10 protein-coding genes are annotated in these 13855 nt (G+C 30.9%); 2 read left to right on the forward strand and 8 right to left on the reverse strand.

Annotated features, from left to right (window positions below):
• Positions 1-312: 312 nt before the first annotated feature.
• From Q4Q40_RS20295 to Q4Q40_RS20305, 3 genes are all read right to left on the reverse strand, one after another.
• Complete coding sequence (locus Q4Q40_RS20295; protein ID WP_303303850.1) at positions 313-3090, reverse strand: bifunctional aconitate hydratase 2/2-methylisocitrate dehydratase; 2778 nt, start codon at positions 3088-3090, stop codon at positions 313-315.
• Between the two features lie 293 nt (positions 3091-3383).
• Positions 3384-4508, reverse strand: coding sequence for an acyltransferase family protein (locus Q4Q40_RS20300; RefSeq protein ID WP_303303851.1), 1125 nt, complete (start codon positions 4506-4508; stop codon positions 3384-3386).
• Position 4509: 1 nt separating this feature from the next.
• Positions 4510-5565 carry a MauE/DoxX family redox-associated membrane protein gene (locus Q4Q40_RS20305; RefSeq protein WP_303303852.1) on the reverse strand — a complete coding sequence of 352 codons (1056 nt, stop codon included), beginning with the start codon at positions 5563-5565 and terminating at the stop codon, positions 4510-4512.
• A gap of 78 nt (positions 5566-5643) precedes the next feature.
• Between Q4Q40_RS20305 and Q4Q40_RS20310 the strand changes: the two genes are divergently transcribed.
• On the forward strand, positions 5644-6804 hold the full coding sequence (locus Q4Q40_RS20310) for a hypothetical protein (RefSeq protein WP_303303853.1): 1161 nt from the start codon (positions 5644-5646) through the stop codon (positions 6802-6804).
• On the forward strand, positions 6791-7384 hold the full coding sequence (locus Q4Q40_RS20315; RefSeq protein ID WP_303303854.1) for an SCO family protein: 594 nt from the start codon (positions 6791-6793) through the stop codon (positions 7382-7384). Before Q4Q40_RS20310 ends, Q4Q40_RS20315 begins: the two co-directional genes overlap by 14 nt.
• Before the next feature lie 4 nt (positions 7385-7388).
• Here Q4Q40_RS20315 and Q4Q40_RS20320 read toward each other — a convergent pair whose 3' ends face one another.
• Genes Q4Q40_RS20320 through Q4Q40_RS20340 form a run of 5 tightly spaced genes read right to left on the reverse strand, consistent with a single transcriptional unit; the run spans position 7389 to position 13771 of the window.
• Positions 7389-8522, reverse strand: coding sequence for an acyltransferase family protein (locus Q4Q40_RS20320; protein WP_303303855.1), 1134 nt, complete (start codon positions 8520-8522; stop codon positions 7389-7391).
• 24 nt (positions 8523-8546) lie between these two features.
• Positions 8547-9500: an AAA family ATPase gene (locus Q4Q40_RS20325; RefSeq protein WP_303303856.1), complete on the reverse strand. Its 954-nt coding sequence runs from the start codon at positions 9498-9500 to the stop codon at positions 8547-8549.
• 4 nt (positions 9501-9504) lie between these two features.
• Entirely contained in the window at positions 9505-10980 is a 1476-nt protein-coding gene (locus Q4Q40_RS20330) for a peptidylprolyl isomerase (RefSeq protein ID WP_345027150.1), read from the reverse strand.
• Positions 10964-11815 carry a peptidyl-prolyl cis-trans isomerase gene (locus tag Q4Q40_RS20335; protein WP_303303858.1) on the reverse strand — a complete coding sequence of 284 codons (852 nt, stop codon included), beginning with the start codon at positions 11813-11815 and terminating at the stop codon, positions 10964-10966. The genes Q4Q40_RS20330 and Q4Q40_RS20335 overlap by 17 nt, the downstream gene beginning before the upstream one ends.
• Positions 11816-13771, reverse strand: coding sequence for a peptidylprolyl isomerase (locus Q4Q40_RS20340; protein WP_303303859.1), 1956 nt, complete (start codon positions 13769-13771; stop codon positions 11816-11818).
• Between the last annotated feature and the right edge of the window lie 84 nt (positions 13772-13855).

The raw sequence follows: 13855 nt of genomic DNA on the forward strand, positions 1-13855 counted from the left end.
CTTTTCTTTAAGTACCACAATATACAAAATATAGAAGGCCATAGAAAAGGGTTTCTTACTTTTAGAAACTCTTTAAGCTTTGTTTTTGGAATTAGTTTGAGTGGATTACGTTCTCAGTCAAAGCAAAATAAATGCGAGTAGCATCGTTATTTAAAGAAATTTTGCTGCAGAATGAGGGCTTAAGACGACAAAATAAACTAAAGGATAAAATTTAAACAGTTCCCAAAAGTCATTCATAAAATATTTTTTATATGGACATAAAAAAAGCCCGAGTACGAAACTCGAGCTTTTACATCTATAATAATCAGTATATTATATTGATAATTGTTTTTGAGATGGTTTAAAATTAGTTAATACAATACCATCAACTGCTGCTTCATATTCTGCCATAGTAGGAGTTCTACCTAAAATTGTAGATAATACGACTACTGGTGTAGATGATAATAAAGACTCCCCTTTCTTCTCACCAGAATCTTTTACAACTCTTCCTTGGAATAAACGTGTTGAAGTAGCCATTACAGTATCACCTGGTTCTGCTTTTTCTTGATTCCCCATACATAAGTTACATCCTGGACGCTCTAAATACAACATATTTTCATATTTAGTACGTGCTAAACCCTTTGGGGCGTTATCATCAAACTCAAACCCTGAGTACTTTTGCAACACTTCCCAATCACCTTCTTCTTTTAACTCATCAACAATGTTATATGTTGGTGGTGCAACCACTAATGGTGCTTTAAATTCAACTTTACCGTGTTGTGCCTCAATGTTTTTTAACATTTTAGCTAAAATTTTCATATCTCCTTTATGTACCATACAAGATCCTACGAATCCTAAGTCTACTTTTTTAGTACCTCCATAGAAAGATAAAGGACGAATAGTATCGTGTGTATAACGTTTAGAAACATCATCGTTATTTACATCTGGATCAGCAATCATTGGTTCAGCAATTTCATCTAAATCAATCACAACTTCTGCATGATATTTAGCATTTGCATCTGGTCTTAAGGATGGCTTAATTCCAGTTTTAAGTTCTGTAATTCTAGTATTCGCTTTATCTACTAAACCTTTAAGCACTTGTTTTGCATTATCCATTCCTTTATCAATCATGATTTGGATACGACCTTTTGCAATCTCTAAAGATTCAATTAAAGTGTCATCCTCAGAAATACAGATAGAAGCTTTTGCTTTCATTTCTGCAGTCCAATCGGTAAATGTAAAGGCTTGGTCGGCAGTTAATGTCCCAATATGAACCTCAATAATTCTTCCCTGGAATACGTTTTCTCCACCAAATTGTTTCAACATTTGTTGTTGTGTAGCATGAACCACATCACGGAAATCCATATAAGATTTCATGCTTCCTTTAAAAGTTACTTTTACAGACTGTGGAATTGGCATTGTAGCCTCACCCGTAGCTAAAGCTAAGGCAACTGTTCCTGAATCTGCTCCAAAAGCAACTCCTTTTGACATACGTGTGTGTGAGTCGCCACCAATAATGATATCCCAATCACCAACTGTAATATCATTAAGGACTTTGTGAATAACATCGGTCATGGCGTGATACTTTCCTTTAGGGTCCCTCGCAGTAATTAATCCAAAGTCGTTCATAAAACTCATTAACCTTGGAATATTAGCCTTAGACTTATCATCCCAAACTGAAGCGGTATGACATCCTGATTGGTAAGCACCGTCAACAATTGGTGAAATAACAGTAGCGGCCATCATCTCTAATTCTTGAGACGTCATTAACCCAGTAGTATCTTGCGAACCTACTATATTCACCTCAACACGAACATCCGATCCAGCATGTAATACTGCGCCTGAAGTAGTACCAACGGCATTTTTATTAAATATTTTTTCGACAGCTGTAAGCCCCTGCCCTTCAATAGAAATTTCTTTTGAAGTCGCATACACTTGGGGTGCATCAATTCCTAATACTTTTGCAGCAAATGTTTGTAATTTTTTACCGAAAACAACAGCATAAGAACCTCCTGCTTTCATAAACTCCATTTTCTGAGGTGTAAATGCTGCGGAAATATCTTTTAATTCTGTATCGCCATTATAAAGCTTTTTTTCTTTAGTATTAATGGTAAGAACAGTTCCTGTTTCTACAGAATACACTTCTTTTAATACGGGTTCTCCATCTTCATCACGAATTGTATTTCCTTCAGCATCTTTTTGCTTAACCCAGTTTTTAAGATCCAAACCAATACCTCCTGTAACACCAACAGTTGTTAAGAAAATAGGTGAAATCCCATTTGTTCCCGCTATTACTGGAGCTATATTAATAAACGGCACGTATGGGCTAGATTTAATACCTGTCCATAAAGCCACATTATTTACACCAGACATTCTTGAAGAACCAACACCCATGGTTCCTTTTTCAGCAATTAACATGACACGTTTATTTGGATGCTTTTTTTGCAATGCTAAAAGGTCATTTTGCATGTCTTTGTTGTGCTCAAATAAACATTGACCATGTAATTCACGGTCTGATCTAGAATGCGCATCACCGCCTGGAGACAATAAATCTGTTGAAATATCGCCTACACCAGCAATGTAAGTAACGACTTCGATCTCTTCATCTATCTCTGGTAATTTAGTAAAAAACTCTGCCTGAGCATAGCTTTCTATAATTCCCTTAGCTATTTTATTACCTTCTTTATAAGCTGTTTCTAAACGTATAGTATCAGCGTCATACAAGAAAACTTGTGTTTTTAAAACTTTAGCAGCTTCTTGAGCGATAGCAGCATCATTTCCTAATGCCAGATCTAATAGAACTTCTATTGAAGGACCACCTTTCATGTGCGATAATTGCTCAAAAGCAAAAGCAGGTGAAATTTCTTTGACAACCGATTCACCAAGAATAATTTCTTTTAAGAATTTAGCCTTAACACCTGCAGCTCTTGTTGTACCAGGTAAAGTATTATAAATAAAGAATTTAAGAGAATCCGCTCTGTGAGCGTTATCTTCATCCTTTATTTGCGAAATAATTTCGCTTAATAATTCGCTACCATCAATTGGCTTAGGCTGAAGTCCCAGAGTCTTTCTTTCTTCGATCTCTTTGATGTAATCGTTGTAAGTGTTCATAAAGTAGTGTGTCTTTTTAATATTATAGGCTTACCTGTGTATGAACCGTTCCTACACACTCTGTAAACTGTCTGTAGATTTTTTTGATCATATCAATATTAAAAGCCATATGATATATGTTTTTAGTTTTTTAAAAAGTGTCGCAAAATACGAAATTAATGCAAAGTTTTAAAAATAAACTACGCTATACATTTTACAATCATATTAATTTATTATAGTATCATTATAAATTAATATGATTCGATTTTTATCATTATTATCTGGATAAAAATGCCTATTTGATAAGCCTTTTATTAAAAAAATCTATTTTTTATAAAATTGGAGTCTCTTAATTTGGTTATTGGTTTTTCAAAAAACCAATAAACGACAGAAGATATTAATATAGTAGACGAAATATATACTATAATATAAACTATAATATCAAAATGAGCTAAATTATCAACAGGGATAGCGTATTTTAATAGTTGTAATATTACAGAATAATGCATCAAATATATAGCATACGAAATCACACTAATGTGAGTAATAGGTTTTAAAATAAACTTAGGAGCTTTATTCATTTGACTTAATAGAGGAAACAATAAGGCTATTAGAATAGAATTAATTGGAAGGTATAAAATATTCCATACATACGGATGTGTCTCAATGAGATTCCCGTTTAGCAACACTAATACATTCCAGCCAAAAAACAACACAGCTCCTACAATAAAAGAAACATATTTTATGTCCTTCCATAATTTGGCTTTTACAATCGAAAAATATGCTGCCAAAACACCATAATAGACAGCATCAATTCTATAAATAACGACAGATTTAAGGTTATTATTCCAATCAATTAATGTCTGGTCTGTTTCATTAAAATTATAAATTGTCTTTGAAATAATAAACATAAGAATAATAAGTAGCGTAACGCCTAAGAACATATTGGGCTTTGAAATTTTTGTTTTTATATAAAGCGTAAAAAACAAAAGTATTGGTACTAAAACGTATGCGAATTCTTCAATAGACAAACTCCATGATTCCATAAAAAACCATGGCATCTGCGACGAGAAATTTTGGATAAAAAAAACATACTTCCATAAACCATCTGGTAGTGTAATGCCAATATAAGTAGCGATACAAATATTAATAAATAGTACTAAATAATAATTAGGCAACGTTCTAAACCAACGTCTTATCCAAAAGTAAAAAATGCTTGAGAAACTAAAATCATCAGATGTATATATTCTAAATATAATCCTGCCTATTAAAAATCCACTGAGTACAAAAAAAAATTCGACACCAAGCACTCCAAAAACACTCATTATATCCAATAATAATTCATTGTTTTCAGGAATTACCCAAGCTATATGTGAAAACACAACCATAGTTATAGCAACTGCTCTAACTAAATCTAAGCCAAAAACTCTTTGCTTCATGTTATTTTTTGTAGTACTGTAGATAGGTTGTTTCCTCGCCTGTAAATGTCTCTAAATAATCTTGCAAATGCAAATAAACACGATCTTCTGGATAGCATAATAAATTCACATAAACGTTCCCCCATTCATTAATATTTATGTAATAGCTCCCTTCAAATTCTCTTACTACATTTTGAATTTCTTCTGGAAGTTTACTTCTATCGTAGCCTTCTAAAAAAATTATATTGCAAAACGAGGGCTTACCAGAAAAATAGCTAAAAGCTAACAAATGATCGTAATAACCTATTAAATTTAAGGAGGGTAATATTAAAGCATAAAAAGCAATAATTTTTATATTCAAACTTTTACTTTGCTTTAGTTTAAGTATATTCCAATCTAATCCACGGTACATCATAAATAGCAATATAACATTAACCATGTTTAATGGAAATACGGTATACCCAACACCGCCATAAGTAAACGTTATTAAAACCATGGCATGCATTAGTGCTAACATAAAAATACCCAGTTTTCTAGTTTTATTAAATAGGAGTGCCACTCCAAATAACGCTTCCAGAAAAGGGATCGCCCAAGTAAAAATTTGTCTAAGAAAAACAGGTACAAACGGTATTCTCTTGTTTAAGCCTTCAAACCAAAATTCAAAAAAAACAGTATTTGCTTTATGTAGACCGCTCCAAATATATGTACCCGCCATAAGCAAGAAAAAGGCGATTTTAAAATGATTAAAATTATTCCTAAATAAATAATAGAAGAATATAATTATTGCAATTTCAAAAAAGAAAGGTTGAATTCGTGTTTGATCAAAAATAGATAACAATACATAAATAAGAAAAAAATAAAGTCCTCCTCTACCATTGTCTTTTAAAAGAAACCAAATAGCTGATAGTCCAAAAATTATTAATAGTGATAAGTCTATGTAATAATTAAACTCTAGAGATTTAAAAAACAAAGGAATGGTTGGAAAGCCTCTATTGGAAAGCCATGCAGGGAAACTTAATAGAAATGGGATTAGGAAACTTATAATTAATAATAATTTAATCAATAATCTTTTTGACATTATCCCCTTGTTGTTTTAATTAATATTTTTTTAGCTTAAAAAGCATTATTTTCGTTCTTTCTAAGAATAGAATTTTAAATGAAATCTAAAGTAACAAAATATTTTGTTTTTCTAATTTTATTAGCATTTACAATTGGTGGTCTTTATTATTTAAATCTTTCTAATAGACATAAAGCTATTGTAAAAACGGTTCTATCGCATAAACTTGGAATTGTTGACAACACCTGGCATATAACTTCAAAGAATGATTCTATTTCATTAATTACTCCAACCATGATAATAGATAATATTTATAAATCGATGGAAGGGCCTCAAGTCATAAAAACGTTTCAATTAAATACTACAAAATCAGACTTGGTTTGGATTACTTCTTTTGAAACAAAGGCCTTAAATGAACATGAAGATGATGAAATCTCAAATGATTTTATATGTCATACAAACATTGACTTTTATGATGGAGAACACTATGGTAGATGGGGGTTAAACCATAGGATTGGCATACAGTACCCTCGTTTAACAACAATGACTAGTGGCATAGAAAGTTATAAGTTTCCTAAAGGATTTGGCTTCCCTGTATTTAGTAATGAAAATTTACTTTTATCTACTCAAACTCTAAATCATAATATTATTGGGGATGCGTTTACTGTTAAGCATGAAGTAAATATAGGCTTTGAGAAGCATTATAAAAACATGAAACCACTCACTAGCAAAGCTGTTATGGTCGTTTTACCATACGATCCCGAAAACCCTTTTTCTGGTCCAACTCCAGAAAACCCCAATGCGTGTTTGCCTATTGAGACAAAAAACCATACCTATAACTTCAACAATGGAGCTATTTTTTCTGGACATTGGGTGATATTTCCTGGTGAAGCCACTTATAGCACAGATATTACTAATCAGCTGTTATTATCAGAAGACACTACTTTACATCATATTGCGACTCATTTACATCCTTTTTCTGAAACATTAGCCTTTAGAGACAAAACAATTGACTCTACCTTATTTATTAGCAAAGCAACGAATTATTCAGATAAAATTGGCATCAAGGAAATCACTTATTTTTCTAGTGAAAAAGGCATTAAACTCTATTCCGATCACAAATATGAATTAATTTTAAAGACTAACAATACTTCAAATATTAATCAAGACATGATGGCTAGTATGTTTATGTTTTTATATGATAAGGAGATGGATGAAAAGATAAAAAAATACAATCAAGAAACGAATGAAACTTCTTAAGCTTACTTTTTTATTACTTTTTTTAAGTTGCAAAAACAATTCGGAAAAGCTTCCTGTTTTAAGTTATAAAATTGATGATTCAGGTAATAAAACTTATTATTCAATAAAATACGACGGATTTATAAATCAACTAAATAAGCCTTTTAACACTAAAAACATTGTTAATAAGGTATTCGTTGCTAATTTCTTTTTTACACGTTGTCCTAGTATTTGCCCCCCTATGAGAAATCAATTAATAGACATTGCTAAAACCTTTAAGCATGAAAATCGTTTTATGATTGTTTCTCATACCATTGATCCTAAAAACGACAGTATTTCGGTTTTAAAATCATATGCTGAATTAACAACCATACCCAATAGTACATGGCAATTTTTATACGCTAATACAGAAAAAACTAAAGAGCAGGCAAATCAATTTATAACGAATTTTAGACCTAAAAAAGATGGTATTGATTTTTATCATAGTAGTTATGTTTCTTTAGTTGATGAAAAACATTCTATAAGAGGTTTTTATAATATATTGATTAATGAAGAGGTGAATCGATTAAAAAAAGACATTGCTTTTCTTCTATCTGAATAGATATTTATTTTATTTCTTTAAAAAATTTTAAGTCTCTTAATTTAGTCATAGGTCTTTCATAGTATACAAATAAGACATATGATAATCCAAATGACAAAAACCAATATAGGAAGAGTATTAAAAGTTTAATCATTACTGATTTAGCTTCTACATTAATAAAATTTTGGATTGTAAGCAAAACTAATGAATAGTTAATGAGATATAAAGCATAAGACAAAACACTAATCTTGGTAATTGTGCTCTTAAAAAGACCTCCTTTTTTCCAAGCACTAAAAAAAGGAAACAACAACAATAAGCTTATTGATAATAGTGGCAAGTAAAAAACATTAAAAAACAATTGAGCGTTTTCTGGTTGTATCTTAAATATGAAAATACAACTATGTACCCCAAGAAATAGCAATACGCCTAGTGCTAGAAACCAATGTTTATAACGATTCCACGTGGCATAGAATGTCTGCGCTAAATAGGCAGCAAGAAAGCCATAATAAATACTATCTATTCTATAAATAACTACTTTTCTTATATGCTTGCTCCAATCGTGATGCGAAATGATATTATGGTTGGAATGGTAATTTATACGTAAAAAGGTTATTATACATATTATAATGAGCAACATAGCTACATATAAAGCCTTCTTGGAATAATTTTTAAAACATAAAATTAAAGAAAACAATATTAGGGGACCTATTATATAAGCATACTCTTCAATAGATAAACTCCATGATTCTGTAAAAAAGTCTGGATGTGGGCTTGAAAAATTCTGTAGAAACACAAAAAAATAAATAACGTTTTCAATAATTTTTTCGTGCAAAAAGTAAAAGAGCAATATATTTAAAATAAGAATTAAGACGTAGTTTGGCAATGTTCTAAACCACCTTCTTACCCAAAAATATAAAAAGTCCTTAAACTTAACTTTTCCTTCTTTAATTTGCTTTAGTAAAATACCTCCAATTAAGTAACCACTTAAAACAAAAAAAAGGTCTACACCTACGGTTCCAAAAAACTGGACGACCGTAGTATATATATTATTTTGATTTGGAAAAAGTAATAGTGTAGAATGCGAGCATAAAACCAATAAAATGGCTGATGCTCTAATAATATCTAATCCAAAAATTCTATGCTTGTTATTTATATACATCGAAAGACCTCAATGTACAAAAATTTAAAACAGACTCTTAATAATGTCTTCTTCAGAAACACCTTCAGCTTCGGCTTTATAGTTTTTAATAATTCTATGTCTTAAAATACTATTTGCTACGGCTTGAACATTTTCAATATCTGGAGAAAATTTACCATGAATAGCGGCATGTGTTTTTGCTGCTAAAATTAAATTTTGAGACGCTCTAGGTCCTGCTCCCCAATCTATATATGTTTTAACTAAATCTGTAGCATTATCTCCGTTAGGTCTTGTTTTACTAACCATCGCAACAGCATATTCAATAACGTTATCTGCTACTGGAATACGACGAATAAGTTGTTGAAAATCGATTATTTGTTGTGCTGAAAATAAAGAATTTACTTTGATCTGTTTGTCTGTAGTAGTTGCTTTAACAACTTCTACTTCTTCTTTAAAAGAAGGGTAGTCTAAATTGATTGCAAACATAAAACGGTCTAATTGAGCTTCTGGTAATGGATATGTACCTTCTTGCTCAATAGGGTTCTGCGTTGCTAAAACAAAATATGGTAAACTTAATTTATAATGATGTCCTGCAACGGTTACTGCTCTTTCTTGCATAGCTTCTAAAAGAGCTGCCTGCGTTTTTGGTGGTGTTCTATTAATCTCGTCCGCTAAAATAATATTCGAAAAAATAGGTCCTTTTAGAAACTTAAAATGACGGTCTTCATCTAAAATTTCGCTTCCCAAAATATCACTGGGCATTAAATCTGGCGTAAATTGTATACGCTTAAAATCTAATCCCAATGCTTGTGCAATGGTATTAACCATCAAGGTTTTTGCTAATCCTGGAACCCCTACAAGTAATGAGTGACCTCCAGAAAAAATAGAAATTAAAATTTGATTTACAACATCGTCTTGACCAATAATAACTTTGGCGATTTCAGTTTTTAAATCTTTATATTGCTTTACAAATTGTTCGATGGCAGATACATCAGACATATATTTACTTTTTTAACCAATTACCAGAAAACTCACACGCTCTATATTTTCCACTAATTTTTATATAAGTATCTAATATTTTAGCTTCTTGCCATTTTTCAATAGCTTTAATTTTTTTCTCTGTGAGTGCTAACTCTTTAATTTTTAAATAATCTCGTGCATAGCTTGCTTTATGCTCGTCTATTCTGTCTGTTACCTTCATAATTTTAAACGATAGATTCCCTTTACGATCTTCCTCTTTTAAAACTTGGCTAACTTCGTTATCTTTTAAATTCTGAATTTGCGCATATTGTTCTGGTCCCATTTTTGTCAAATCAAAATTATAATCTTGAGTTTGTGGGTTAATAAGTTGCCCGCCATCTCCACGAGTTTCTTTTTCATCACTTGCTTCTCTGGCTGCATCGGCAAATGAGATATCACCAGCGATAATACGTTCTCTTACTTTTTCTAAACGTTTTTTTGCTTCTTTTTCTGCTTCATTGGAAACTTTTGGAAATAAAAGTATATGACTTACATCATACTCTTTTCCTCTAATCTTTTCTAGATATATAATATGGTAACCAAACTGTGTCTCAAAAGGATCAGATATTTCTCCTTCTTGAAGAGAAAATGCTACTTGTCTAAATTCCTTAACCATTTTTGGTTTATCTCTATTTAGTGCTCCTAGTCTACCTCCTTGCCTTCCAGAATGTACATCATCAGAATATAGCACCGCTTTAGAACGAAAACTAGCACCATTTTCAACAACGTCCGCTTTAAATTGTTTTAAACGGTCAATAACTTTTTGTTTTTCTTTATCAGATACCTTTGGCTTTGCGACAATTTGAGCTACTTTAAGTTCGGTTCCAAAAGTTGGACGTTCGTTTTCTGGGATTTTGTCAAAAAATAGGCGAACTTCTTCTGGGGTTATTTCGACTTCTTCAACAATTTGAGCTTGCATCTTCCCCGAAAGTTTATTGTTTTTAATAATTTCAAAGATATAATCTCTTAAACCTTTTTCATCTTCTTGTTTATAAAGCTTAACAAGATCTTCTATATCTGGTTTTTGTTGCAAGAATTGCTGAATTGTATATTCTACTTCTTGCCTTACCTCTGCATCAGAGACTTGAATACTATCTTGAATGGCATGGTGCGCATATAATTTATTCTCTAATAGTTTTCCTAATATTTGGCAATCTGTAACACCTTCTATAGACCCTCCTGAGGCTTCTATCTGTTCCTTCTCTTTTGGCACATCTGAATCTAGAATAATATAATCCCCTACTACAGCAGCAACACCATCAACTTTTTTAGCATTCTTAGTAAGTATTGTATCTACTTTCTTAATATTTTGAACAAATGTCGTATCTACCTTTTTAGTATTTTGGGTAAGTGTTGAATCTACTTCTTCTTCAATAATTTCCTGCGCAGACACAACATTTACTAATAGCAAGGTTATGAATAAAACCGATATACGTTTCAAATTAATCGTAAATTTCAAATTGTTTATTTTTAATGGCATCTTTTGTTATGTCTTTTTCTAATTCTCTAATAAGCTCAAGTTTTCTTTTATTAATAACTATTTGATCTATGGTAGGTTTAACATACTCAAGAGGAGCATTATCATTTCTCAATAAAACATCATTAATTTGCATCAAATATACTCCTAATGAATCTTTGAGTTGTACAAAATTAGATTTTTTTAACAGTTGATTTTTATTTTCGGGAGTAACTGCAGGAATTTTATCTATTATTTGGGTTAATCTTATCCAAATAGAATCGTTAAGTGAATAGGATTTAAATTGAATAGATATGGAATCTAATTCCTTTTTGTCTTCATTGTTGTAGCGTTTAAACTTCGTTTTTATATTTTTAAAATCAATAATATTTTCATCTACATGGATATAACGAAACATAAGAAGCTCTTCATTTAGTTTAAAAGCTTCTTTATTACTATTATAATAATCTTGAGCTTCTTTTTTATGGACTATAGTATCTATATTCCTTTTAACTAAAGCTTCTATATAAGCTTTAGTATATAAATCGTTTTTATACTGAACTACTAATTTATCAAACGCTTCTTGCTTTTCTTCATTTAAATTAAGCATGGCACCATCTACAAATAATTGTTGTGTTGCCCAACGATTAATAAAATTCTGTATTACGAGAATACTATCTTCTTTTGATGTATCGTCAGATACCAAATCTTTAATATCATCATAATACAAATAGGCCTCATTTACTCTGGCAACAGGGGTTTGTTCCTTTGTTTTTTTTAAAAAATCACAGGAAAACACAGTTATTAACAGAAAAAATATGATAATTCTAAGTCGCACTTATTCCTTTTTAATTTGAGTTTTCACTTTATTAAGGATTTCTTGGTTAACTTGTATTTTATACTTGTCTCCTAAATCCTTTAACCAGTTTTCTTCTTTAAACACCTGGTAATCACTCACCACAGTTCCTTTCGCTTCTTCTAGGGTTTGTTGTGTTTCTGGTAACACCTCTTTAACTTGAATTATTACGAAAGCATCATTATGTTTATAAATCTTAGAAATCCCTTTTTTAAATCGGAAAGACTTAGGAAGCGCTTGATGCTTAGCATCCATAATGTCTGAAGTAAAAATCACTTCTACTTTATCATTACTGTTTATAAGTGTTTTTATTTGATCCAACGCCATACCTTGGTCTAATAACTTAGCTACCTTTTTTAATGTTTTCTGTTTTGCTGAAGATGCTACTACAGCATCAACCCGCTTTGGCAACACATAGTTACTTTTATGTGCTGTGTAAAAATCGTTTATACCAATAGAATCTGTTTTAGCGGTATTCCAAATGGTTGTTTCCATTAAATCAAATAATAATAGCCCATCTCTATATTCATTAACGATATGAGCAAATTCCTCATTTTCAGTTTCTAAATTATCTTCATGGTACTTAACTAAATTACTATTTAAAAAAGATTCGTATTCTTTTAAAATTATAGATTTAAATGATCCTTTTTGTGTTCCTCTTCGTTGCATTTTTAATAAGTGATCTCCAAAATCTTTATATAATAACTGTTTGTTACCTATTTTAACCAATGGTTCATCTTTATTAAAATCATCAGGTAATTGCCACGCTCTTTTAAAATAATCTTCATTAAGTATAGACTCGAAATAATTTAAGGCTGGTTGCTTCTCATTAATATTATATTTTACTTTTAATGATGCGTATAGAGCTTCATCTATTAATTTAGATCGGTCATCTCGTTTTACTTTCTCTTCTAATTCTGGTCTAATAGCATCAAATGGTGGTATTGGCTTTTTTGCAATTAACTTAACAATATGCCATCCATATTTGGTTTTAAAAGGTTCAGAGATATCATCTACATCATTTAAACCAAAAGCAATAGCTTCAAATTCTGGTGAACCTAACTGTCCACTTGAAAAAGATTTTAACACCCCGCCTTTAGAAGCCGAGCTTTTATCATCAGAGAACTGTTTTGCTAAAGCATCAAAACCTTCTCCCTGGTTAATCTTCTTATAAATATCTTGAATTCTAGTTTCTGGTTTTTCTGCTAAAGAATCGCCTTTTTTCTCAACAACCATAATATGTGCTACGGTACGCTCTCCTCTAGACTTACGTTTATCTAAAACATGAACTATATGATATCCAAAACGAGTTCTAAAAGGTTTTGATATATCGTTTACATTTGTATTAAAAGCAGCAGTCTCAAACTTATAAACCATTCTAAAACCAGAAAAATAACCCAATGCTTCACCAAAAACAGATTTCCCATTGTGTACTTCTTTTCTAACAGTTTCAAACCCTTCATTTAAAGTTCTATTGCGAAGCTTCAAAATAGTATTATAAGCTACAAGTGTATCTTCTGGTTTAGCATTTTCTGCAACTTTTATTAAAATATGAGCTGCTTTTATATCGTAAGAAATACGCTCATAGGCTTCTTCAACTAAAGCATCTGTCACCTTTCTATCGGTTATAAAACTCTTTGTTAATTGTTTTTTATAATTAGAGAGCTCTCTTTTATATGATGGTTTATTATGAAGATCTAAAGCTTTTGCTTCCTTTAATTTTAATTTGTAATTGGTGAAAAGTGTTAAATATTCATTAACATCTTTTTGAGATTCATCTTGAACTAAATCTAAATTTTTGTTGTAAACTCTTAAAAACTCCGACGTATAAACGGGTTCATCATCAACAAAAAAAAGGACATCTTTTTGAGCAGATTGTGCTTTAACATTTAGTATTAACGTGATTGTGAAAAGAGTAAGTATATATCTTAATTGCATGGTGTAAAGATTATTCTGATAGGTTACAAAAATAATAATATAAAGCTATAATACAAGTTGTTTAACAAACGATTAAAAAAGACT

The organism is Flavivirga jejuensis (assembly GCF_030540765.1).
Lineage (GTDB): Bacteria > Bacteroidota > Bacteroidia > Flavobacteriales > Flavobacteriaceae > Flavivirga > Flavivirga jejuensis.

Coding starts and splice junctions, on each gene's coding strand:
- Q4Q40_RS20295 (WP_303303850.1), bottom strand. CDS start 3,090: ATGAACACTTACAACGATTACATCAAAGAGATCGAAGAAAGAAAGACT.
- Q4Q40_RS20300 (WP_303303851.1), bottom strand. CDS start 4,508: ATGAAGCAAAGAGTTTTTGGCTTAGATTTAGTTAGAGCAGTTGCTATA.
- Q4Q40_RS20305 (WP_303303852.1), bottom strand. CDS start 5,565: ATGTCAAAAAGATTATTGATTAAATTATTATTAATTATAAGTTTCCTA.
- Q4Q40_RS20310 (WP_303303853.1), top strand. CDS start 5,644: ATGAAATCTAAAGTAACAAAATATTTTGTTTTTCTAATTTTATTAGCA.
- Q4Q40_RS20315 (WP_303303854.1), top strand. CDS start 6,791: ATGAAACTTCTTAAGCTTACTTTTTTATTACTTTTTTTAAGTTGCAAA.
- Q4Q40_RS20320 (WP_303303855.1), bottom strand. CDS start 8,522: ATGTATATAAATAACAAGCATAGAATTTTTGGATTAGATATTATTAGA.
- Q4Q40_RS20325 (WP_303303856.1), bottom strand. CDS start 9,500: ATGTCTGATGTATCTGCCATCGAACAATTTGTAAAGCAATATAAAGAT.
- Q4Q40_RS20340 (WP_303303859.1), bottom strand. CDS start 13,771: ATGCAATTAAGATATATACTTACTCTTTTCACAATCACGTTAATACTA.